Source organism: Allobosea sp. GW822-FHT05A11 (assembly GCF_058800455.1).
Genome location: NZ_JBXAMI010000003.1, coordinates 462,041 through 485,155 on the forward strand (window position 1 = coordinate 462,041; position 23,115 = coordinate 485,155).

Genomic DNA, 23,115 nt, shown 5'->3' on the forward strand with positions numbered 1-23,115 from the left:
CCTCGGGGGAGAAGGTGGCATGGCAAAGCCATGACGGATGAGGGCAGCGCGTCGGCCAAAAGAAAAGGGCCGCTTGCGCGACCCTTCCCTCATCCGTCTGCTTCGCAGACACCTTCTCCCCCAAGGGGAGAAGGGTAGTCGCGTCAGTTCAGCGCCACGCCGGCTGGCCGCTTCTCCTTCACGGCCGCGACCGAACCCAGCATCAGCGAGCCCGGCCCGACGGTGATCGGCACATCCTCGCCGTCGACGATCTCGCCGGCGAGAATGGCTTCGGCCAGCGGGTCCTGCACCGATTTCTGGATCACGCGCTTCAGCGGGCGCGCGCCATAGGCGGGGTCGTAGCCCTTCTCCGCCAGCCAGTCGCGCGCCTCCTTCGAGAGCTCGAGCGTGATCTTGCGGTCGGTCAGCAGCTTCGCGAGGCGAGCCATCTGGATGTCGACGATCGCACCCATGTCCTGCCGCCGCAGGCGGTGGAACAGGATGATGTCGTCGATCCGGTTCAGGAACTCGGGCCGGAAGGCGTGGCGGACCACGCCCATGACCTCGTCGCGAACCGCGTCGCTGTCCTGGCCTTCCGGCTGGTTCACCAGGAACTCCGAGCCGAGATTCGAGGTCATGATGATCAGCACGTTGCGGAAGTCGACGGTGCGGCCCTGGCCATCGGTCAGGCGGCCGTCGTCGAGAACCTGCAACAGGACGTTGAACACGTCCGGGTGCGCCTTCTCGACCTCGTCGAAGAGCACGACCTGATAGGGTCGGCGACGGACGGCTTCCGTCAGAGCGCCGCCCTCCTCGTAGCCGACATAGCCGGGAGGCGCGCCGATGAGCCGGGCGACCGAGTGCTTCTCCATGTATTCGGACATGTCGATGCGCACGAGCGCGGTGTCGTCGTCGAACAGGAACGAGGCCAGCGCCTTGGTCAATTCGGTCTTGCCGACGCCGGTGGGGCCGAGGAACATGAAGGAACCGATCGGGCGGTTGGGGTCCTGCAGGCCGGCGCGCGCGCGGCGGACCGCGGTCGAGACCGCCTCGACCGCCTCGCGCTGCCCGACGACGCGGGCGCCGAGAACCTCCTCCATGCGGAGCAGCTTCTCCTTCTCGCCTTCGAGCATGCGGTCGACCGGCACGCCGGTCCAGCGCGAGACGACCTGCGCGACATGGTCCGGCGTCACGGCCTCCTCGACCATACCGGCATCGTCGCCCTTTTCCTCGACCTCGGCCAGAGTCTTCTCGAGCTGCGGGATTTCGCCATAGGCAAGCTCGCCGGCCCGCTGATACTCGCCCTTGCGCTGCGCCTGGGCGAGCTCGTTGCGAGCATTGTCGAGCCTGGTCTTGATCTCCGCGGCGTGGCCGAGCTTGTCCTTCTCCGCCTTCCACCTGGTGGTGATGGTGTCGGAGCGCGTCTCCAGATCGGCCAGTTCGGATTCGAGCCGCTTCAGCCGCTCCTTCGAGCCGGCGTCGCTCTCCTTCTTGAGCGCCTCCTGCTCGATCTTGAGACGGACGATCTCGCGATCGATCGAATCCAGCTCTTCCGGCTTGGAGTCGACCTGCATGCGCAACCGTGCTCCGGCCTCGTCGACGAGGTCGATCGCCTTGTCGGGCAGGAATCGGTCGGTGATGTAGCGGTTCGACAGCGTCGCAGCCGAGACCAGCGCCGAATCCGTGATGCGGACACGGTGATGCTGCTCGTATTTCTCCTTCAGGCCGCGCAGGATCGAGATGGTGTCCTCGACCGTCGGCTCGTCGACGAAGACGGGCTGAAAACGCCGCGCCAAGGCAGCATCCTTTTCGACGTACTTGCGGTATTCGTCGAGCGTGGTCGCGCCGACGCAATGCAGTTCGCCGCGCGCCAGAGCGGGCTTCAGCAGGTTTGACGCATCCATCGCGCCATCGGTCTTGCCGGCACCGACGAGGGTGTGCATCTCGTCGATGAACAGGATGACGCCGCCATCCGAGGACGAAACCTCGGTCAGCACCGCCTTCAGTCGCTCCTCGAACTCGCCGCGATATTTCGCGCCGGCGATGAGCGAGCCCATGTCGAGCGCGAGCAGTTCCTTGTCCTTCAGGCTCTCGGGCACGTCGCCATTGACGATGCGCAGCGCGAGGCCCTCGGCGATGGCAGTCTTGCCGACGCCGGGCTCGCCGATCAGGACGGGATTGTTCTTGGTTCGGCGCGACAGCACCTGAATGGTGCGGCGGATCTCCTCGTCGCGGCCGATCACCGGGTCGAGCTTGCCCTCGCGCGCCGCAGCAGTGAGATCGCGGGCGTATTTCTTCAGTGCGTCATAGGCCTGCTCGGCCGACGCGGAATCGGCGGTGCGGCCCTTGCGGATCGCCTCGATCGCGGCGTTGAGTGCCTGCGGCGTCACGCCTGCCTTCGACAGGGCCTTGCCGGCATCGCTGTCCTTCTCGATCGCCAGCGCGAGCAAGAGCCGCTCGACCGTGACGAACGAGTCGCCGGCCTTCTCGGCTGCCTTCTCGGCGGTATCGAAAACGCGGGCGAGGCCCGGCGTCAGGTTGAGCCCGCCCGAGCCGCCCGAAACCTTCGGCAGCTTGGCCAGCGCCTGGTCCACAGACTGCAAGGCGACGCGCGACTGGCCGCCGGCCCGGTCGATCAGACCAGCCGCCATGCCTTCGTTATCGTCAAGCAGCGCCTTCAGCAGATGCTCCGGCGTGAACTGCTGGTTGCCCTCGCGCAGGGCGATCGTCTGCGCCGCCTGGAGGAAACCCTTCGCCCGATCCGTATATTTCTCGATATTCATTCAGCTATCTCCGCCCGCAGGCCGCGCCCCGTAGCGACGTGAACCTGCTGCCCTTTCATCAGGATGGGGCGCCGCGATGGGCCGCCCCTCGCCCTCCAAGATAGTGTGACATTGGCGCAACGGAAGAGGCCCGTACCAGAATTGACCTGGCGCAAGCGGCAGGCGCAGATCGGGCATGGCCGGGACCAAGCGACAGCAGGCGATTCGGAAAGCCTTGAGGGCGCTGGCACCCGGCATTCCGCTATCGGATGCCGAGGCCGTCGTGACGCTGGCGGAGCGGCGCCACATGAAGGACTTGCCGCCCTCGACAGCGCTCTGGCTCGCCCTCGGCAGCCATGTCCGCCACGTCCACACCGACTACGAACGCCTGCTCGGCGAGGGCTACGATCGCGACGCCGCCCGTTTCTTCGTCGCCGAGGAGACCGACGCCGTCCTTGCCGGCTGGGGTTGCCAGCGTTCGGTCAGCGAGGGCGAGGACGAATGACGCGGTCTCCCTGCCATGTGCCGATGCAGGCGGCTGATCGAAACGGATACAAGATTTGATCTGTCAGGGCCGGCCGACGAGGCTATGGTCCGCGACCTTGCCTGAACGGGACCCGACCATGCGCATCGAAACGCTCTACCGCTATCCCGTGAAAGGCCTCTCTCCGGAACGGCTCGAACGTGCCGCGCTCTCGGCGGGCGGGTATTTCCCCGGCGACCGGCTCTTCGCCATCGAGAACGGCCCCTCCGGCTTCGACGCGGCCGAGCCCGTGCACCAGCCCAAGATCAAGTACCTGATGCTGATGCGCAACGAGTCCCTGGCACGGCTCAAGACCCGCTACGACGATGCCAGCGGCGATCTCGTCATCCACGAGGGCGGGCAGGAGGTGCTGCGTGCAGCGACCGCCAATGGCGAGGGCCACGCCGCGATCACCCGCTTCTTCTCCGGCTTCATGCCCGAGGAACTGCGCGGCGAGCCGAAGCTGCTGACGGCGCCGCCGACCTATCGCTTCACCGATTCGCGCTCGGGTTTCGTCTCGATCATCAACCTCGCCAGCGTCGCCGACCTGGAACAGCGCCTCGGGCAGCCCGTCGACCCCTTGCGCTTCCGCGGCAATTTGATGGTCAGCGGGCTCGCCGCCTGGGCCGAAAATGATCTCGTCGACCGCGAGTTGACCGGCCCCGGCGGGCTGCGCCTGCAGGTGATCAAGCGGATCGAGCGCTGCGCCGCGACCAATGTCGACCCCGAGACCGGCGCGCGCGACATGCAGATCCCGAAGGCGCTGATGAAGAATTACGGCCATGTCGATTGCGGCATCTATTGCCGCGTCCTCGCCGACGGCGCGCTCGGCGAAGGGGACGGGCTCACGGTCGCGGAGGCACCGGCGCAGCTCGGCATTGCCTGATACCGCCTGCCGTCATTCTCGGAACACCGGCAGATTCCAGACAAGAAAAAGGGCCCGAACGGGCCCTTTTCCATATTCGATCGATGATGCCGGAGCAGCTTACTCGCTCGAGCCATCCGTCTCCGAGCCCAGCGCATCCATGACCTCGCGCGGCGAACGGCGGCGGCGAGTGCGCTTGGGCGCTGCCTCATCCGCAGCCGGTTCTGCCGGGGCGGCGGCGGGCTCGACGGCCGGGGCCTCGACCGGCTCCGGCGCGGGGACACGCACAGGGGTGGTCAGGAAGGACGGCAGCGCGGCGGCGACATCATCACCCGCATCGGCCTCGACCTCGCGCTCGCGGCGCGGGCGACGCTCCCGCTGAGGGCGCTCGGCCCGCTCGGGACGCTCGAAACGGCGCTGTTCGCCCTGAACCTGCTCGGAAGCAGCCTCGACGGCACCGCCCTCGCTGACCGGGATGTCGGAACGCGGCGCATCGGGACGCGGAGCGTAACCGCCGGGAGCCCCCTGGCCTTCGGCATTGCGGTCGAAACGACGCTCGCCGCGATCCGGACGATCGAAGCGACGCTCGTTGTTGTTGCTGTTGTTGCGGTCGTTGTTGAAACGCTCGCGGCGGTTCGGGCGGTCGAAACGCTGGCCCTCGCCGCCGTTCTCGCCCTCATTGCGCTGGCCACCGCCATGGCCGTTATAGCCATTGGCGTTGGCATAGCCGTTCGAGCGCATCTCCGGCTGCGGGCCGGCGCCAGGCTGGAAGGACTGGCTCTCATCGTCGCCCTCTTCCTCGCCCTCGTCCGCGTCTTCGACGAAGGCGCGATTCGGCGGGAAGGAATGGCCAAACTGCTGAGCCATCTGCTCCTGCGCCGCGAGCAGGATGCGGTAGTAATGCTCGGCGAACTGGAAATAGCTCTCGGCAGCAACGGTATCGCCCGAAGACTGGGCATCGCGCGCAAGCTGGAGATATTTCTCGGCGACATTCTGCGCCGTGCCGCGAACCTTTACGTCCGGTCCGTTGGATTCGTAGCTACGCTGCAACGGATTGGGAGATTTGCGATTGCCGTTATTGTTGCCGCCACCGCTATTGTTGCGGCCGCGCATACGCCGGTTCTGACCTGGTCTCATTCGCGTCTGTCTCGCGCTTCTGTGTTCAAAGCAACCGTGGTGCCGTCATGCGCGTTGCGATGCACAGCGGGTTGCGACGCTGTGTCGGACGAAGGTGACCTGAAGGGGCGATCCGCCGTTCCTGGTCTTCACGCGCTCTTTTCCAAAAAGGGGGTTTCAACCCCATGAGCCGATCGGCGCCACGCGCCTTCGGGGCTCCATCCGGCTTGTCAGTTGCATCGCTGCGGGAACACGCCCCCAAACGATGCCGTACTCGAGCAAATCCTGTACGATCGGGAACTGCCCAGAGGCTCGGCTCTGACGCCACCAGCTTCGGCTGGATGCTGCTTAGCTCGTTTTGGCTGCTTCTCCAAGCGAAATCGACCAAAAGCCTGTGCATTATCAAGCGAGCGTGAAGATCAACGCCCGCTCATGCCCTCCCAGATCGTTCCGGCTGCCACTGAATTCAAGCCCGCCGGCCCGCATCAGCGCAACGACATCCGGCCCCTGCCCGGCTCCGATCTCGAAAACGACAACGCCGCCGGGCGCAAGCAAGGACGGCAGGGATGAAGCCAAGAGACGATAGGGCCCAAGCCCGTCTGCGCCGCCGTCGAGAGCCAGCAGCGGATCGTGCTCGCGCACCTCGACGGAGAGCGTCGCAATCTCGCCCGAGGGAATATAGGGCGGGTTCGAGACGATGAGATCGAAGCGGCCGGCGAGACCTTCGGTCCAGCTGCCTTGCTGGAACGCAGCGCGGCATTCCACGCCGTTGAGCGCGGCATTGCCAGCCGCGGTCCGGCAGGCCTCCTCGGACAGGTCGATGCCGAGGCCGTGCGCCTGCTGCAACTCGCTGAGCAGGGCGATCAGCAGGCAACCGGTGCCGGTTCCGAGATCGAGCAGCGCCAATTCCTCGCCGCGGCGGCCGGCAAGCTGCGCGAGCGCCGCCTCGACGATCGTCTCGCTATCCGGGCGCGGCTCCAGCGTCGCCGGCGACAGACGGAACGGCAGCCCCCAGAACTCACGCTCGCCGAGAATGCGCCAGACCGGCTCCCCCGCGAGGCGACGAGCCGCGAAATCGTCAAGCCGCGCGCGTGCTTCCGCCGGCAGGAGCGTATCCGGATCGGCGTTGGCGGCGCCCAGGCTGCCTTCGACCAGCAGCCGCGCATCGAGGCCGGGGCTCGGCGAGCCCGCGCGCAGGAGGCTCTGCGCAAGACGGCGCCGCGCCTCCCTGACGGTCGGCACGGCGCCCTCCCCTCGAACGCTTCCCGCGGCACCCGCTTCGGGTTCCGCACCTCCCCGAATGGAGGTCAGTTGCCCTGCATCTTCAGATTGACGCAGGTTATCATCTTCTTGTTCAGCGAGGCCTTGCTTTCGCGCGTGCCGCGCATCTCCGTCCGGCACGCCTTGCGCGCCTGCGACTGCGTCATCGCGCCCTGCAGAGCCGCCGGCTGGCCCGACGTCATCTTGCGGAAGGTGCGCTCCTGAGCCTGCGAGACGCCGCTCATCGCCAGCGCCATCAGCCCGGTCACCGCTATCGTCGAGAACATCTTGATCATGAGAGGGTCCCCCCTTTGCTGGTGTCGATGCATCAACAACGCGGGACGGGCGCTTTGGTTTCATCGCGCGGGCCTCACGCCATGCCCTCGGCCGCCAGCAGCTTTGCCTGGTGCTCTGCCGTGAGCGCGTCGATGATCTCGTCGAGCACCAGCCCCTGCATCATCTCGTCGAGCTTGTAGAGCGTCAGGTTGATGCGGTGGTCGGTGACGCGCCCCTGCGGGAAATTATAGGTGCGGATGCGTTCCGAGCGATCGCCCGAGCCGACCTGCGAACGTCGGTCCGCCGAGCGCTCGGCATCGATGCGCAGGCGCTCCATGTCGAAGAGCTTGGCGCGCAGCAATTCATAGGCCCGCGCCTTGTTCTTGTGCTGGGAGCGCTCGTCCTGGACCAGCACGACGGTGTTGGTCGGGATATGGGTCAGGCGCACCGCCGATTCGGTCTTGTTGACGTGCTGGCCGCCGGCGCCGCCGGAGCGCAGCGTGTCGGTGCGGATGTCGGCCTCGTTGAGGGTGATGTCGACATCGGTGGCGAGTGGCAGCGTCGCCACCGTCGCAGCCGAGGTATGGATGCGCCCGCTCGCCTCGGTATCCGGCACGCGCTGAACGCGGTGGACGCCGGATTCGAACTTGAGACGGGCATAGACGCCGCGGCCGTTGATCTCGGCGATGACCTCCTTGTAACCGCCGGCCGTGCCCTCGCTCTCGGAGAGGACATCGAGGCTCCAGCCCTTCTGGGCGGCGTGGCGCTGATACATGCGCAGGAGATCGCCGGCGAAGAGCGCGGCCTCGTCGCCGCCGGTGCCCGCCCTGATCTCGAGAATGACGCCGCGCTCGTCGGCGGCATCCTTCGGCAGCAGGGCGACGAGGATCTCGCGGGCGCGCGCCTCGATCTCGGCGCGGGCGATGTCGCGCTCCTCATAGGCGAGGTCGCGGAACTCGGAATCGGTCGCGGGATCGGCGATCAGCGCCTCCGCCTCGTCCAGCGAAATCTGCGCCTGCCGCCAGGAGGCGATCGCCGCGACCACGGGATCGAGCTCGGCCAGTTCCTTCGCGAGTTCGACGGTGCGCGCCGCCTCGGTGGCATGATTGATCTCGTCGGTCGCGGCGGCATGGCGCGCCACGATGACGTCGAGACGATCCTGAGGGAGCTGGAGGGACATCAAATGAACTCGTGAAACAAAAGGGAAAAGCGGCAGCGGCTGCAAAAGCAGCGTCGCTAGACCGGGACCTTGAACTCGGTCGCGAAGGCGGCGAGTTGCTGGCGCAGATTGGTGGCGCCTTCCGGAGAGGCCAGCATCCAGTCCATGCGCTCGCGCAGCTTGCCGGCATCGAGCGCGCGCAACATCGCCTTGACCGGCCCGATCGAGGCGGCCGACATCGAGAAGCCGCGATAGCCCAGGCCGATCAGGGCCATCGTCTCCAGCGGCTTGCCGCCCATCTCGCCACAGACGGTGACGGGGCAGCCGGTCTCGGCAGCAGCCTCGATGATACGCCTGAGAGCCCTGAGGGCGCCGACGCCGAGCGGATCGAAGCGGTCGGCGACACGCTTGTTCTCACGATCGGCGGCGAAGAGGAACTGCATGAGGTCGTTGGTGCCGATCGACAGGAAATCCGCCTCGCGCGCGATCTCCCGCAGCTCGAACAACAGCGACGGCACCTCGACCATGACGCCGACCCTGAGATCGCGCGGCGGGGCAACGCCCTGCTTCTCCAGCATGGCCTGCTCGCGACGGATGATCATGCGGGCGCGGCGGAACTCCTCGGTGGTCGCGACCATCGGCAGCATGATCTTGAGATCCCGCCCCGCCCCGGCCCGCAGCATCGCGCGCACCTGCGCCCGGAGCAGCCGCGGCTTGTCGAGGCCGATGCGGATCGCGCGCCAGCCGAGCGCCGGGTTCTCTTCCTCGACCCGCTCCATATAGGGCAACACCTTGTCGCCGCCGATATCGAGGGTGCGGAAGGTGACCGGCAATTCCGCCGCAGCCTCCAGCACGGCCGCATAGAGCGCCTGCTGTTCGGCGGTGGTCGGCATGTGCTGCGCCACCATGAACTGCAATTCGGTGCGGAACAGGCCGATGCCGGAGGCGGCCGTCGCCTCGATGTTCGGCATGTCGACGATCAGGCCGGCATTGATCTGCAGGGTGATGTCGACCCCGTCGCGGGTGACGGCCGGAAGCTCCTTGAGCTTCTGGTACTGCTTCTGCTTGCGGGCGCGCAGCCGCGCCTTGTCCTTGTAGGCATTCTCGACGTCGGGCTGCGGGCGGATCTGCACCTCGCCCGCCTGACCATCGACGATGATGGCATCCCCCGCCTCGACCAGCGCGGTCGCGTTGACGACCTCGCCGACGGCGGGGATGCCGAGCGCGCGGGCGACGATCGCGATATGGCTGGTCGGCCCCCCCTCCTCCAGCACGAGCCCGCGCAAGTGAGCACGGTCGTAGTCCAGCAGCGCCGCCGGACCCATCGAGCGGGCGACGAGGATGGCATTCTCCGGCAGGTTCTCGCGGGCGACGCCGTTCGCCTTGCCGACCAGCGTGCGCAGCAGCCGGTTGGCGAGATCGTCGAGATCGTGCAGCCGCTCGCGCAGATAGGGGTCTGTCTGGCGCAGCATCTTGGCGCGGGTGTCGGACTGGACGCGCTCGACCGCCGCCTCGGCGGTGAGTCCGGTCAGCACGACCTCGCGCATGCGGCGCAGCCAGCCCTGGTCATGGGCGAACATGCGGAAGGTCTCGAGAACGTCGCGATGCTCGCCGGTATGGGCGACGTCGCCGCGCTCGACCAGTTCGTCGATCGAGGCCCGCATCTCGCCGATCGCCGCTTCGAGCCGGCCGACCTCGGCAGCCGGATTCTCGGCGATGAGATTGGTGATCGCGACGCGCGGCTCGTGCAGCACGACATGGCCGAGGCCGACGCCATCGGCCAGCGCCACGCCGACGCCATGGATCGGACGATCGAGGCCAATCGAGGCGCCGGGCGCCGCCAGCGACTTGAGGCCGCCGGCCGCGATCATCTCCGCCATCAGCATGGCGGTGGTCTGAAGGGTCTCGATCTCGTCTTCGGAATAGAGCCGCGAAGCCCGATTCTGGATGACGAGCACGCCCATCACGGCGCCGCCGCGCAGAATCGGCACGCCGAGGAAGGAGCGGTAGACCTCTTCGCCCGTCTCCGGACGGTAGGAGAAGGAAGGGTGAGCCTGCGCGTCCGACAGCGCCAGCGGCTCGGCCTCGCTCGCGATCAGGCCGACGAGGCCCTCGCCCGCCCGCATGGTGGTGAGGTGGACCGCCTCGCGGTTGAGGCCTTCGGTCGCGTAGAGTTCAAGCGAGCCGTCCTCGCGCAGGACGTAGACGGAGCAGACTTCGGCGACGAGATTGCCGGCGATCAGGACGACGAGACGGTCCAGCCGCTCCTGCGGGCTGATCGATGCCGCCATGACCTCGCGGAGACGGCGCAACAGAACGCCCGGTCCTCCGAGAGCGCCTCGCATCGATCTCAGCCCTCCGCCCGCCTCCTCAGCCATCGACGATACGATGCCTGTCCAGACCTGAGTCGCCCACTCCGGTCATGCTGCCTTCTAGCGACCAAAGACCTTATTCGGCAAGGGCCGCGAACAGGGTCCGTAGCATCACCCCAAGATTTCCGTCGTTTTTGGGCTCGAGGCCGAAGTCTCAGGGCCGCACCAAAACGAGATGAGAGGCCTCGGCGGCACTCCGCTTCCGGCGCGATCCTGCCGACATCTTGCGGACACCGGCTTCCGGGGCAGCCGATGACGCGGCCGATGTCTCGCCCCGGCCCGTCCGCCGCGCGCCGGCACGTGGTTCCTTGCGCTCGTTACCCACGGCCAATGCCTCGGCCGCCCCGGCCTCACCGGACAGGGCCAGCAGGTATTGCCGCGTCCACCAGTCGATATCGGTAGCCGCGATGATGGCATAGAGCTTCTCGAAGCGGCGGATGCGCTCGGTCTTCGGCATGGCGAGCGCGGTGCGGATCGCTTCCGCCACCTCGTGGGAATCGAAGGGATTGACGATCAGCGCCTCGCTCATCTGCTGGGCCGCGCCGGCGAAGCGCGAGAGCACGAGCACGCCCGGATCGGCCGGGTCCTGCGCCGCGATATATTCCTTGGCGACGAGATTCATGCCGTCGCGCATCGGCGTGACCAGGCCGACCTGGGCGCGCCGGTAGAAGCCGGCCAGCGCCTTGCGCGAATAGGCCTTCTTGACCACACGGATCGGCGTCCAGTCGAATTCGCCGAGCTGGGCGTTGAGACGGCCGGCAACTTCGTCGGACTGGCGGTCCAGATCCGCATATTCGGGCACGTCGCTGCGCGAGGGCGGGGCAATCTGCAGCAGGCTGACCCGCCCGCGCTCCTCCGGATGGCCGCGCAGGAATTCGCCGAACGCCTCCAGCCGCTGGACGATGCCCTTGGAGTAGTCGAGCCGGTCGACCCCGATGACGAGCTTGCGCTGGCCGAGGGATTCACGCGTGGCGCGCAGAGGCGTCGTCGCCTGGCGGGCGGAGGCGGCGGCGAGCCGGCGGAAGCCCTCGACATCGATCCCGATCGGGAAGGCCCGCACCGTGGTCTCGCGCGGGCCCAGCCGCACGCGCCTGCCGTCGGTGCGGGCGCCGCAAAGGGAGACGAGTCCGTCGATCAGGTTGCGCGCATCGACCTCGGTTTGCATCCCGACAAGGTCGTAAGCTGCCATGGTGCGGATCAGCGTCGCGCTGAACGGCAAGACGCCCATGATCTCGGCCGCCGGCCAGGGGATATGGTGGAAATAGCCGATGCGGTTGGTGACGCCGCGCCGGCGCAGTTCCGCCGCCAGCGGGATCAGGTGGTAATCATGGATCCAGATCATGTCGTCGGGCTTGATCAGCCCGGCGAGCGCGCGGGCAAAGCGCCGATTGACGCCGAGATAGCCCATATAGTCGCTGCGCTGGAACTCGGTGAGGCCGAGCCGATAGTGCATCAGCGGCCAGAGCGCCCGGTTCGAGAAGCCGAGATAGTAGCTCTGGCGCTCGGCCTCGCTCAGATCGGTCACGGCATAGGTCACGTTGCCATGTTCGACCTGCCGGACCGGCGCCGGCGCGCCCTCGCTGACCGCCCCGCTCCAGCCGAACCACAGACCGCCGCGCTGCTCCAGCGCTTCGCGCAGGGCGACCGCCAGCCCCCCGGCCATCACCTTTTCATGGCGATCGGGAATCGTGACGCGATTGGAAACGATGACAAGACGCATAAACTCGCATTCTCCGGCAGGGGCCGCCCGCATTTCGCCATCGGCGGCAGGAACAGAACGCTTCCGAAAGCGTAATGTTTCCGTGGTGCGGACGCGGTCACATGGCAGCGCTGTGGCAGCCGTGCGGTGAAATCGCGACGACATGGTAGGCTTTCGACAGATCGAGGCAACCCCTCGACCTCTATTTTCGACGCGGCTATGGCTAGGCGACAGGACAGAAAAGGATGTCCTTGGTCGCTTGGCCGCTCTTCTGCCGCCTTCTCTGCCCAGATACGAAACGATGACGATATTGATCGAACCCGATACTGCCTCAAGGCCCGATGAGATCGCTTCCCCGGGCAGCGAGATCGCTCTTTTTTTGGATTTCGACGGAACGCTCGTGGAAATCGCCCCTTCGCCGGAGGACGTGCATCTCGACCGACGGGTGGCTCCGGCGCTGATGGCGCTGCGTGCCCAGCTCGGCGGGGCGCTGGCGCTCGTCTCCGGCAGGCCGATCGGCTTCCTCGACGGCATCCTTGCACCGCACCGCTTCGATATCGCCGGGCTGCACGGGGCTCAGATCCGCGTCGACGGCGAGATCCGCTCGCAGGCCGATACGCATAAGGGCATGCATGGGGCGCTGCGCGATCTCGTACGCTTCGCCAACAGCCATGTCGGCATCATCGTCGAGGACAAGCGCATCTCGATCGCACTGCACTGGCGGCTGGCGCCTTCGCTGGAGGCCGAGGCCCTGGCGCTGATGCGCAGCATCGCCGTGAAGCTGGGGCCGGGCATGCGCCTGCAGGAAGGCAAAGCCGTCGCCGAGCTGGTTCCCGCCGGCGCCAGCAAGGGCAGTGCCATCGCCTGGCTGATGGCGACACCGGTCTATGCCGGCCGCATCCCCGTCTTTATCGGGGACGACATCACCGACGAGGACGGCTTCGAGGCGGTCAACGCCATGGGCGGCGTCTCGGTCCGCATCGGCGCCGACCGCGAGAGCCATGCCACCTGCCGGCTGGCCTCGCCGACCGCCCTGCGGCATATCCTTCTCGAAGCCGCCGAAGGTGGCCATCTTACCGCTTCCAGCTTCAAGCAGGACTGATCATGACCGTAACGACTTCGACCGCGGGGCAGCACTCCGCCTCGCTCGACCTCGGCGTGATCGGCAACTGCTCGATCGCCGCCCTCGTCGACCGGCGCGCCCGCATCGTCTGGGGCTGCTTCCCCCGTTTCGACCGCGACCCCGTCTTCTGCTCGCTGATCGACAATAAAGCCGAGGACGGCGATGCCGAGCCCGAAAAGGGCGTCTTCGCCATCGAGCTCGTCGGCATGACCCGCTGCGAGCAGGGCTATCTCGACAACACCGCGATCCTGTCCTCCGTGCTCTCCGACGACCAGGGCAATGCGATCGAGATCCTCGATTTCGCACCGCGCTTCGTGCGCTACGAGCGCTTCTTCCGGCCGCCGCAGCTGGTGCGGCGGGTCCGGCGCGTCTCGGGACGGCCGCGCATCCGCGTCCTCGTCAGGCCCTGCCTCGGCATCGGCGAGGAGCCCGACGAGACGACGCGCGGCTCCAACCATGTCCGCTTCGTCGGCGCCGATCAGACGATCCGGCTGACGACCAACGCACCGCTTTCCTATGTCGTGGAAGGCACGCCCTTCGCCGTCGACCAGGCCTATTCCTTCTTCATCGGCTCGGACGAGGCTTTGCGCGCCGAGATCGAGACGACTTCGCGCGAGTTCCTCGACAAGACCACCGACTATTGGCGCGATTGGGTGCGCTCGCTCTCGGTCCCGTTCGAGTACCAGAAGGAAGTCATCCGGGCCGCGATCACGCTGAAACTCTGCTCCTTCGAGGAGACCGGCGCGATCGTCGCGGCATTGACGACCTCGATCCCGGAAGCGCCGGGCACGCAACGCAACTGGGACTACCGCTATTGCTGGCTGCGCGACGCCTATTTCGTCGTCCATGCGCTGAACCGGCTCGGCACGACGCGGACGATGGAGGACTATCTCGGCTTCATCACCAATATCGTCGACACCTTCTCCGAGAGCGGGGCCGAGCATCTGCCGCCGCTCTATCCGATCACGCGCGGCGGCTCGCTCACCGAGTTCGAGGCGAAGAACCTGTCAGGCTATCGCGGGCACCAGCCGGTGCGCTTCGGCAACGGCGCGGCCGTGCAGATCCAGAATGACGGCTATGGCGCGGTCGTGCTGGCGGCAACGCATTCCTTCTTCGACCGCCGCCTGATCCAGCCCGGCAAGGAGACGTTGTTCGGACAGCTCGAACGCATGGGCGAGATCGCCATCGCCGTGTTCGACAAGCCCGATGCCGGCCCCTGGGAGCTGCGCGAGAAGGAGGCGGTGCACGCCTTCTCGAGCGTGATGTGCTGGGCGGCCTGCGACCGGCTCGCCCGCATCGCCGGCACGCTCGGGCGCGCCGACCGGAAGGAGTACTGGAAAGGCGAGGCCAAGCGCCTGAAGAACACCATCGCCGAGCAGATATGGAACGAGCAGAAGGGCCATTTCGTCTCGACCTTCGGCGGCGAAGAGCTCGATGCGACGCTGCTGCTTCTCGCCGAACTCGGCTTCGTCAAGGCCGACGATGCCCGCTTCGTCGCCACCGTCGAGGCGATCGGCCGCGACCTCAAGCGCGGCGACCTCCTGCTGCGCTACGCCACGCAGGACGATTTCGGTTACATGCATACCGGCTTCCTGATCTGCGCCTTCTGGTATGTCGACGCGCTGAACGCGATCGGACGCAGCGAGGAGGCGAAGGAGCTGTTCGGGCGCATCCTGCAGCGGCGCAACAGCTTCGGCCTGCTCTCGGAGGATGCGGACCTCAAGACCGGCGAGCTGTGGGGCAATTTCCCGCAGACCTATTCGCATGTCGGCCTGATCAACTGCGCGATGCGGCTGAGCCGGGACTGGGAAGAGGCGTTCTGAGAGGCGGGCGCCGGCCCGCTTTGCCCTCGGAGCCCGCGGCCTTTCAACGCGGCGCGCCGAAGCGGAAGGCGACCGGGATCACCCCATAGACCATCGCGAGCACCATGGGCGGCACGGCCAGCGCCGTGACGCCGAAAATGGGCCAACCCGCGGTGAAGGGCGCCAATGCGGCCAGCACAAGATTGATCGCGGCATAGGCGCCCAGGGTCGCGACGACCAGAAAGCGCAGACGCGAGGCGAGCCGCGACAGAAAAGACAGAGCCATCAAGCTTCTCCACGTAACGAAACGTTCCGTTTCTATTTGTTGAACTAAACGGACCGTTTCGTTATGTCAAGGAGCGAGCGGTCCGTGCGAGGAGTTCGATAGGATGGAGCCAAAACCGAAGCGCCGGGCCTCTATCGGCGCTCGCCGCAGCCCCGAGACGGAAGCCGCGGTGAAGGCGGCGGCGCGGGAGCTGCTAGCCGAGAAAGGCTATGCCGGCTTTTCGATCGAGGAAGTCGCCCGCCGCGCCGGCGCGGGCAAGCCGACGATCTATCGCTGGTGGCCGAACAAGGCCGAGCTTTTCATCGCGATCTACGGCGTCGAGAAGGACGCCGCCATTCCCGTACCGGATGAAGGCTCGTTGCGCGCCGACCTCCTGCGCTACACCAGGGATCTCTGGCGCTTCTGGCGTGAGGATGCAGCGGGACGCGTTTTCCGCGGGCTGGTCGCCGAAGCGCAGACCAGCGCGGAGGCCCTTGCCGCGCTGCGCTTCAAGTTCATGCCGGAACGCCTCGCCTCACCGCGCCGGATGTTCGTGCGCGCCGCCGAGCGCGGCGAGTTTTCGTCTGAAGAGATCGACGACCGGTTGGAGCTCTGGGTCGGCTTCAATTGGCTGCACGTGCTGACCGACCGGCTGAGCGAGGACGAACCTTCGCTCAGCCGCAAGATTGACCTGCTCTGCCGCTGAGCTCCGTCACTCCACCTTGGCGGCAGCACGCATCACGGCGAGCGCCAGCACCTGCGCTGCCGGGACGATGCTCTCGACCTCCAGGAACTCGTCCGGCGTATGGGCCATGCCGCCGATCGGACCAACGCTGCAGAGCGTCGGAGTGCCCTGCGCGGCGGTGAAGCCGGAATCGGCGCAGCCGCCGGTGAATTCCGCGGAGACACCGATGCCGAAGGCGGAAGCCGCCTCGCGATAGGTGTCGTAGAGCGCGGCAGAATCCGAAGAGCGCTCCAGCGGCAGGAACTCGCCCTTGATCGAGAGCACGGCGCTGGTGCCGGCAACCTCGGGCTTCTCGATGATCGCCTTGATCTTGCCGACCATCTTGTCGCGCTGGGCGGCGGTGACATAGCGCAGGTCGATCTCGCACCAGGCGCTGGGCGCGATGGTGTTGACGGTCTGGCCGCCGCCGATCAGGCCGACATTGACGGTGATGCCCTTCTCCAGATCGGTGAGGCCCTGAAGCTTGGGAATCTTGTGGCCGAGATCGACGATGGCCGAGGCGCCCTTCTCGTAATTCGCGCCGGAATGGGCGGGCTTGCCGGTGAACTCGGCGCGCATGAAGACGCCGCCCTTGCGGCCGCTGGTGACCGACTGCTTCTGGTCCCTGGCGAATTCAGTGCCGGCCGGCAGGCGGCTGGGCTCGGCATTGAAGACGCAGCGCGACTCGCGCGCGGCAGCCTCGATGACCGGACGAGAGGACGGCGAGCCGATCTCCTCGTCGCTGGTCGTCAGCATCAGGAGCGGCGCGGCCAGACCGCCGCATTCGGCGAAGGCAGCAGCAACGAAGGCCGAGATCATGACGCCCGCCTTCATGTCGGCGACGCCCGGCCCATAGGCGCGGCCACCCTTGATGGTGAAGGGCCGGCGGGTCGGTTCGCCCTGCGGAAAGACGGTGTCGCGATGGCCGAGCAGCATGACCGGGCGCTGGTCGTTGGCCGTGGGATTGGGCAAGCGTGCACGGACCGCATCGCCGAAGCGGCTATCCGGCACGATCTCGACATCGAGCCCGTTCGCCTTGTGGAAGCGCGCGACGACCTCGCCGGCCCGGTCGACGCCGGCCTTGTCATAGGAACCCGAGTCGGTGTCGACCAGCTCGCGCAGCAGCGCGACCATGCCCTCCTTGCGGCTCGCCAGCCACTCGGTGACCTTCTTCTCCTCGGGGGTCAGGGCGCTCATGGGCTCACTCGCATTCGTTCCGGATGGGACAATGCGGGCAGCTTATCGCCAATGCCGCGAGCGGCAATGGCGAGCGGTGGCGGCCATGCCATTCATGTCGCGCATGGCCTTAAGCCCCCAAGCCTATTTCCGGGCGGCCATCCGCCGGATCAAGGCATCGCGAGCCGTGCGGGCAGCGTCGCGGGTCGCTTCATCGGCCGGCGCGCGCGCCGGCTGTTCCAGCGCCTTGGCATAGTAGCCGAGCGCGAGCTGGTCGGAGGCGATCCCGGCATAGAGATCGCCCAGACGCTTGTTGGCCTGGAGAGACGCTTCGGACCGTGCCGCCGCAGCCTCGAAGGCGCCGATGGCGCCGGGCACGTCGCCCAGCTTGGCCTTCAATTCCGCCCGCGCGAGCAGGAAGCGCGGGTCGTTTGCCTTCGCCACGAGCGCCGTCTCGACATCGGCGAGCGCGGCAGCCGCATCGCCCTGTCCGAGCCGGGCATCGCTCCGCAGCAGCAGGGCATCCGCATCCCCGGGAGCCACCGCGAGCCGGGCCGTCGCATCCTCCGCCGCTTCAGCGAAGCGTCCGAGGCCGAGCCTCGCTTTGGCCCGCAGCAGCAGCAGATCGGCTTCCGGCGAGGGCGCGGCGAGCGCGGCGGTGGCGAAGCGTTCGGCCGCCGCCGGATCTCCGGTCGCGAGATTGATCCGGGCTGCAAGCGCCTGCCAGCGCAGCTCGCTCGGCTCGATCCGCAGGGCCATCGCGATATCGGTCAGGGCGGCCGGATTGTCGGAGCGCAGGTTCAATGCGGCCCGCTCGGCATAGGCGCGGGCCCGATCCGGCGCCCGCTTGATGACCTCGGTGAAATCGGCGCGCGCAGCGTTGATCCGGTTCAGTTGCACGCGGGCAAGGCCACGCCAGAGGAAGAGATCGGCGACAAAGCCCGGCGTGAGGCTGGAGTTACGGGCACGGAAAGGAATGTCGACCGCATCGTCGATGACCTTGCTCAGGTCCGATTCCGCGTCGAGCGCATCGCCCAGCCGGGCGGCGGCAAGGCCATTGACGGCCCGCGCCGCGATGTTGAAGCGGTTGTCAGTGAGCGCAGCCGCAGCCTGCTCCCGCGCCGTAGCCATGTCGCCCCGGACCAGCGCGACGCGAGCCCGCAAAGCCTGCTCGGCATAGGCGCCCGGCAAGCGGTTGCTGCGCCAGTTGTCGAGAATCGAGACGGCCTCGTCGAGCGCGCCGGTTTCGATGAGCGCCACGACGAGATCATCCTCGCCCTCCGGTCCCGTGGGGACATCCATCGGCAGCCGCGCCTTCTCGCGCATATCCTCCAAGGCCTGGGCCGGCCGGCCAGCCATGAGAAAGGCGTTGGCGCGCTCCTCGCGATAGTACCGCGCCTTGGGGTCGTGCTCGACGAGCGCGGTCAGATCAGTGACTGCCGCATCGTAGTTTCCCCTGCCCTGCGAGACCGCGGCCCGCGCCAGCATGGCCCGGGCCCAGATTTCCTTGTCGGCACCAGAGCGACGGACGGCACTATCAGCGTCGGCCCAGGCGCGATCGAAAGGCGACATGTCCTTGTCATAACGATAATCCGCCATATGCGCGTAGGCCCGCGCCAGGGTGGCGGGGAGATAATCGGGCGCCGCTGCCACGGCCAGTTCGAAATCTCCCAGCCGGTCGGCGAAGGGCCTGGCCTCGGCACGCAGGATCAGCCTGTCGGCCTTGTCCTGCGGGGTCGTCGCCGTTTCGACGAGCCGGTCGCAGCTCTGCATGCGCAGCGGATCGTCGCGGGTGGCACAGCGCTTCTTCAGTTCGGCCTCGCAGAGATCGGCCACGACGATCGGCTTCGGCTTGTCGAATTCCGCGACCCGCGCCGCGTGACGCTCTTTCGAGGCGACATCATAGGCCATCTTCGCATCCGTGCGCGCCGCGGAACGGACGAGGATGGCACGGGCGCCGGGCTGATCGCCCGAAGCGAGCAGGATGTCCGCCTTGAGCTCATGGGCATCGAACAGGCCGGGATCGAGTTCGATCGCCTTGTCGGCATCCACGGTGGCTGCGGCAATGTCCTTCATCGCCAGCTTCACCGCACCACGTGTCGCATAGGCGCGTCCGAAACGGGGCTGCGCTTCTGCGACGATTTCGGCATCGGCGAGCGCTTCCGGCAATTCGCGACGCGCCAATCGCGCCCGGGCGCGGATCTCGATCAAATCGACCTGCTTCGGGAAGGCGACAAGCCCCTCGGTCGCTTCCTTCGCCGCGGCCTCGAAGGTGCCGAGATAATACAGGCTGCGGGCGCGGGTGATGAAGGTTTCCGAGGTACGGAAGCCGCCCTCGCGCGCCTTGTCGATATGCGCGACGGCGTCGCTATAGCGGCCGGTGGCATAAGCGAGCAGGCCGAGGAGATAATCGCTGCGTGGATGCTGCTTTTGCCAGAACAGGCCCTTGCGCAGGTCCTCGCCTGCCCCGGCGAAATCATACTGCAACAACCTGAGATAGCCGCGATTGGCGTGGTTGTCGGGGTCGAAGGGATCGTTCTCGATGGCTGCGGTGAAATCCGCCATGGCCCCGTCGCGATTCCCCAGCGTGAAGCGGACGCGGCCGCGATCCCGGTAGAGCGGCGCGAATTTCGGCGCGATGGCCAGCGCCTCCGTGTAATCCTTCTCCGCCTCGGCGGGACGGCCGAGCGCGAGCTGGGTATGGCCGCGCGCGACATGGGCCATCGCCTTGACCTTGCGGTCGGGGCGCCCCTTCAGCAGCGTGTTGCAGGCGGCGAGCCCCTTCTCGGTGCGATCATCCTTGCAGAGCGCAACCGTTCCGGCCTTCTGGGCCTGGGCCGTCTGCGAGCCGAGCATGGAAAGCATCGGCAGTGCGAGGACAAGGAAGGCCATCCGCGAGAGCAAGCTGGGCATGCCGACCTCCCTGACAACGCACCGGGGTGACGTTGGGAGATGCTAGCATGATGGCGGGGGCAGCGTCATGCCATCCCCCGAATGAACGACCGGTGCTGCCGCTCGCGCTCAGGCGATACCCGCATACCAGGCGAGGACATAGGCGAGCGTGCCGACCGCCATCGGCACGAGAGGATTGACCTTGGAGCGATAGGTCACCAGCGCCGTCGCCGCCGTGATCGCATAGCCGACGAGGCCGGCATCAGCGGCCAGCGTCGCAACGACGCCGCTCGCCAGCATCAGGCCGAGCGCGATCGGCACCAGCGCAAGCGTAGCGATCCGGACCACGCGATGGCCACCGAAGCGCTGGAGGCCGCGGCTCGAGGCGAGCGCCAGCAGGCAGGAGGGCAGCAAGAGGGCCGTCGTCGCGACCAGCAGGCCGGCGGTGCCGGCGACATGCCAGCCGATGACGCTGCCGAGCATGATGTTGGGACCGGGTGCCGTCTGTGCGATGGCGAAGAGGCGGGCGAAGGTCGGCGCATCCATCCAGCCGAGGATTTCGACGACCTGGCGGTGGATTTCCGGCACCACGGCATTGGCGCCGCCGATCGCCATCAGCGAGATCGTGCCGAAGGTGACGATCAGCTGGAAGAAAACGCCGCGCTCCATCAGGCCCGCCGCGCTCCCAGCGTCGCTGCCACGAGACCGAGCGGCACGAGCACCAGCAAGGTCGGCAGCATCGGCAATCGCAGCACTCCGACCGCGACGAAGGCGGCCGCGGCCATCAGCCAGGCCCAACGCGCAAGGCCGGCCCTCGTCAGGAGCCGCAGGGCGGTGCCGAGGATGAGCCCGGCGGCGCTGGCGGCGGCGCCGGTCAGGGCGATCTGCGCCAAGGGGTGGCCGGAGACCGCCTCATAGCCGTTGGCGAGCGCGACCAGGCAAAGCAGCGGCATCGCCATCAGCGCGAAGACGCAGGTCAAGGCGCCGATTCCGCCCCGGAAGCGATCGCCCAGCATCACCGCCGCATTGACGGTGTTGGCGCCGGGCAGCGCCTGGCAGATGCCGATCAATTCGGCATAGCCGCGATCGTCGAGCCAGTTGCGCTCGCTGACGATGATATGGCGTGCGATCGGCCCCACGCCGCCGAAGCCCATCAGGCCGATCTTGAGAAAGCCGGTGAACAGGTCCGGCAGGCTCGGCCGCGGCGCTTCCGATGCGCTTTCGAGGGTCGACATCCGGGTTGGCTAGCGCCGCGATTCCATCGCCATGCGCAGCGCGAAGCCGGCGAGCACGGTGCCCATGATCCAGCGCTGGACCAGCGACCAGAACGGCCGCGTCCGCAGGAACAGCGCGATGCTGCCGGCGGCCGTCGCAATCAGGGCGTTGACGCTGCCGCTGATCGCGATCTGGACGAAGCCGAGCACGACCGACTGGCTGAGCACATGGCCGGCGGCCGGGTCGATGAATTGCGGCAGCAGCGCGAGATAGAACATCGCGATCTTCGGGTTGAGCAGGCTGGTCAGGAAGCCCATGGCGAAGAGCTTGCGCGGCCCGTCATGGGGCAAATCGCGGACATGGAAGGGCGAGCGTCCGCCCGGCCGCACCGCCTGCCAGGCGAGCCAGAGCAGATAGGCCGCGCCGCCGAGCCGCAGCACGTCATAGGCATAGGGCACCGCGAAGAGCAGCGCCGTAATGCCGAAGGCGGCGCAGAACATGTAGACGAAGAAGCCGAGGATGACGCCGCCGAGCGAGATCAGCCCCGCGCCCCTGCCCTGCGCGATCGATCGCGAGATCAGGTAGATCATGTTGGGGCCGGGCGTCAGCACCATGCCGAGCGCGATCAGCGAGAAGGTGATGAGGGTCGTCGTCTCGGGCATCTGAAGCGCTCCGGCGGAACTCAGCGCTTGGACCATGGATCGCGAGAACCGGCAATCGACTGTGCCATGGGAACGGCCATGCAAGTCTCGCCATGCGGAGAGCCCTGCCCCGCCCCAAGGGAACCCACCGGTTTGCCGGCGGTTGTCGCCTGCAAGCGGATCGGGGGGAAACATGACGCTGTTCAGCCGGCTGCTCTACACCATCATCTCTGTCGCGCTGCTCGGTGCCTCGATCGTGCTGATCGGCGTCGCGGTCTGGCGGACCTCGCAGGGCTTCTGGACCGGCGAAGGCGCGCTCGACACGATGCTCGACGCGATCGGGCTTGTGATCATCGCGGTCGCCGTCGCCGATGTCGGCAAGTTCCTGTTCGAGGAGGAGGTGGTGGCCGACCGCGAAATGCGCCGGCCGGCCGAGGCGCGGGGCTCGCTGACCAAGTTCATGTCGATCATGATCGTGGCGCTCTCGCTAGAATCGCTGGTGCTGATCGCCAAGACCTCGCGCGAGACTATGGGGGACATCGTCTATCCCGGCCTGCTGATGCTGCTCGCCGTGCTGGCGCTGGTCGGGCTCGGCCTGTTTCAGAAGCTCAGCCAGAACGCGACGGCTGCGGTGCCGCCGGATCGGGGCGAGGACGAGAACGACGAAGCCGAGGAACGACCGCTCGCGATCGGCAAACCGTCCACACATTCCAGACGTCGCCCGGCTGCGCCAGCCGCTGATCCTGCCTAGCGCGGCTCATCGACCAGGAGCAGATCGGTGTCATCCGGCTTCGCCCCCGCCGCCGTGAGCATGGCGTGGATCTGGCCGCGATGATGGGTCTGGTGGTTGAAGAAATGCGCGATCACGAAGCCGCGCGGCTTGCCCATCTCGCGGCCAGCGGCGCCGGAATACCAGATCAGCGTCCCGCGCAGCCAATCGGCCGTGACCTTGTCCGCCCAATCGAGAATGAACTCATCGCGCTGGCGCCGGCGCGCTGAGAACTGCGGCCAGCCCTCGAAATAGACAGCCGAGTCACGGCCGCCGACAGCCGGCTTCTCGCTGCCGATGAGGCGGCTGAGCCAAGTCTCGTCGCCCCAGAGGATGTGGTTGAAGGTGCCGTGGATCGACTTGAAGAAGGCGCCGCGATCGAGCTTGCGTGCCGCATCGGTCAAGCTGTCCGCTGCCGCCATCAGGCTGCGGTTCTGCCAGGCATTGTAGCGGGCCATGGTCTGGACGAAAGCGGGATCGACCATGGCGGCCTCCTC

At 67.2% G+C, this 23,115-nt stretch carries 20 protein-coding genes; 6 read left to right on the top strand and 14 right to left on the bottom strand.

All coding sequences use genetic code 11. The annotated features are described in order from the left end of the window. Positions 1–143 precede the first annotated feature (143 nt). Positions 144–2,762: an ATP-dependent chaperone ClpB gene (gene clpB / locus AC1RLU_RS11760; protein ID WP_091856001.1), complete on the bottom strand. Its 2,619-nt coding sequence runs from the start codon at positions 2,760–2,762 to the stop codon at positions 144–146. A 175-nt stretch (positions 2,763–2,937) separates the two neighbouring features. On the opposite strand from clpB, the gene AC1RLU_RS11765 reads away from it, so the two are divergent. Next, a complete protein-coding gene (locus tag AC1RLU_RS11765) occupies positions 2,938–3,246 on the top strand; it encodes a DUF2293 domain-containing protein (RefSeq protein ID WP_061965163.1) in 309 nt (102 codons plus the stop codon). A gap of 118 nt (positions 3,247–3,364) precedes the next feature. Next, entirely contained in the window at positions 3,365–4,150 is a 786-nt protein-coding gene (locus AC1RLU_RS11770) for an MOSC domain-containing protein (RefSeq protein ID WP_492795701.1), read from the top strand. A gap of 99 nt (positions 4,151–4,249) precedes the next feature. On the opposite strand, the gene AC1RLU_RS11775 is transcribed toward AC1RLU_RS11770, so the two are convergent. The 6 genes from AC1RLU_RS11775 to AC1RLU_RS11800 form a co-directional block, all read right to left on the bottom strand. Further along, positions 4,250–5,266: a DUF4167 domain-containing protein gene (locus AC1RLU_RS11775; protein ID WP_492795703.1), complete on the bottom strand. Its 1,017-nt coding sequence runs from the start codon at positions 5,264–5,266 to the stop codon at positions 4,250–4,252. A gap of 381 nt (positions 5,267–5,647) precedes the next feature. Then, the gene (prmC, locus tag AC1RLU_RS11780; RefSeq protein ID WP_492795704.1) at positions 5,648–6,487 is read right to left on the bottom strand and encodes a peptide chain release factor N(5)-glutamine methyltransferase; all 840 of its coding nucleotides are present in this window, start codon (positions 6,485–6,487) and stop codon (positions 5,648–5,650) included. 65 nt (positions 6,488–6,552) lie between these two features. Continuing rightward, positions 6,553–6,801, bottom strand: a complete 249-nt coding sequence (locus AC1RLU_RS11785; RefSeq protein WP_061965171.1) for a hypothetical protein — start codon at positions 6,799–6,801, stop codon at positions 6,553–6,555. Positions 6,802–6,875: 74 nt separating this feature from the next. Further along, complete coding sequence (gene prfA / locus AC1RLU_RS11790) at positions 6,876–7,961, bottom strand: peptide chain release factor 1 (protein ID WP_061965173.1); 1,086 nt, start codon at positions 7,959–7,961, stop codon at positions 6,876–6,878. A 56-nt stretch (positions 7,962–8,017) separates the two neighbouring features. After that, a complete protein-coding gene (gene ptsP / locus AC1RLU_RS11795) occupies positions 8,018–10,285 on the bottom strand; it encodes a phosphoenolpyruvate--protein phosphotransferase (RefSeq protein WP_492795706.1) in 2,268 nt (755 codons plus the stop codon). Positions 10,286–10,466: 181 nt separating this feature from the next. Then, positions 10,467–12,032 (bottom strand): alpha,alpha-trehalose-phosphate synthase (UDP-forming), encoded by a 1,566-nt coding sequence (locus AC1RLU_RS11800; RefSeq protein ID WP_492795708.1) that lies wholly within the window; start codon positions 12,030–12,032, stop codon positions 10,467–10,469. Positions 12,033–12,312: 280 nt separating this feature from the next. On the opposite strand from AC1RLU_RS11800, the gene otsB reads away from it, so the two are divergent. Next, a complete protein-coding gene (gene otsB, locus AC1RLU_RS11805) occupies positions 12,313–13,113 on the top strand; it encodes a trehalose-phosphatase (RefSeq protein ID WP_492795710.1) in 801 nt (266 codons plus the stop codon). A 2-nt stretch (positions 13,114–13,115) separates the two neighbouring features. After that, entirely contained in the window at positions 13,116–14,957 is a 1,842-nt protein-coding gene (locus AC1RLU_RS11810) for a glycoside hydrolase family 15 protein (protein WP_492795712.1), read from the top strand. Positions 14,958–15,000: 43 nt separating this feature from the next. On the opposite strand, the gene AC1RLU_RS11815 is transcribed toward AC1RLU_RS11810, so the two are convergent. Continuing rightward, a complete protein-coding gene (locus AC1RLU_RS11815) occupies positions 15,001–15,222 on the bottom strand; it encodes a putative antibiotic biosynthesis monooxygenase (RefSeq protein ID WP_091856008.1) in 222 nt (73 codons plus the stop codon). 103 nt (positions 15,223–15,325) lie between these two features. Here AC1RLU_RS11815 and AC1RLU_RS11820 point away from each other — a divergent pair, with 103 nt between their 5' ends. Further along, a complete protein-coding gene (locus AC1RLU_RS11820; protein ID WP_492795714.1) occupies positions 15,326–15,907 on the top strand; it encodes a TetR/AcrR family transcriptional regulator in 582 nt (193 codons plus the stop codon). 6 nt (positions 15,908–15,913) lie between these two features. Here the strand turns inward: AC1RLU_RS11820 and AC1RLU_RS11825 are convergent, their stop codons facing one another. The 5 genes from AC1RLU_RS11825 to AC1RLU_RS11845 form a co-directional block, all read right to left on the bottom strand. Next, positions 15,914–17,122, bottom strand: coding sequence for a M20 family metallopeptidase (locus AC1RLU_RS11825; protein WP_492795716.1), 1,209 nt, complete (start codon positions 17,120–17,122; stop codon positions 15,914–15,916). Positions 17,123–17,245: 123 nt separating this feature from the next. Next, positions 17,246–20,014 carry a tetratricopeptide repeat protein gene (locus AC1RLU_RS11830; protein ID WP_492795718.1) on the bottom strand — a complete coding sequence of 923 codons (2,769 nt, stop codon included), beginning with the start codon at positions 20,012–20,014 and terminating at the stop codon, positions 17,246–17,248. A 108-nt stretch (positions 20,015–20,122) separates the two neighbouring features. Then, positions 20,123–20,662 (bottom strand): chromate transporter, encoded by a 540-nt coding sequence (locus AC1RLU_RS11835; protein WP_492795719.1) that lies wholly within the window; start codon positions 20,660–20,662, stop codon positions 20,123–20,125. After that, positions 20,662–21,228 (bottom strand): chromate transporter, encoded by a 567-nt coding sequence (locus AC1RLU_RS11840; RefSeq protein ID WP_492795721.1) that lies wholly within the window; start codon positions 21,226–21,228, stop codon positions 20,662–20,664. The genes AC1RLU_RS11835 and AC1RLU_RS11840 overlap by 1 nt, the downstream gene beginning before the upstream one ends. A gap of 9 nt (positions 21,229–21,237) precedes the next feature. Then, positions 21,238–21,870, bottom strand: a complete 633-nt coding sequence (locus tag AC1RLU_RS11845; protein ID WP_061965193.1) for a LysE family translocator — start codon at positions 21,868–21,870, stop codon at positions 21,238–21,240. A 172-nt stretch (positions 21,871–22,042) separates the two neighbouring features. Between AC1RLU_RS11845 and AC1RLU_RS11850 the strand changes: the two genes are divergently transcribed. After that, positions 22,043–22,600 carry a GNAT family acetyltransferase gene (locus tag AC1RLU_RS11850; protein ID WP_142114833.1) on the top strand — a complete coding sequence of 186 codons (558 nt, stop codon included), beginning with the start codon at positions 22,043–22,045 and terminating at the stop codon, positions 22,598–22,600. Here the strand turns inward: AC1RLU_RS11850 and AC1RLU_RS11855 are convergent. Then, on the bottom strand, positions 22,597–23,103 hold the full coding sequence (locus tag AC1RLU_RS11855; protein ID WP_492795723.1) for a DinB family protein: 507 nt from the start codon (positions 23,101–23,103) through the stop codon (positions 22,597–22,599). The genes AC1RLU_RS11850 and AC1RLU_RS11855 overlap by 4 nt on opposite strands. Positions 23,104–23,115 lie beyond the last annotated feature (12 nt).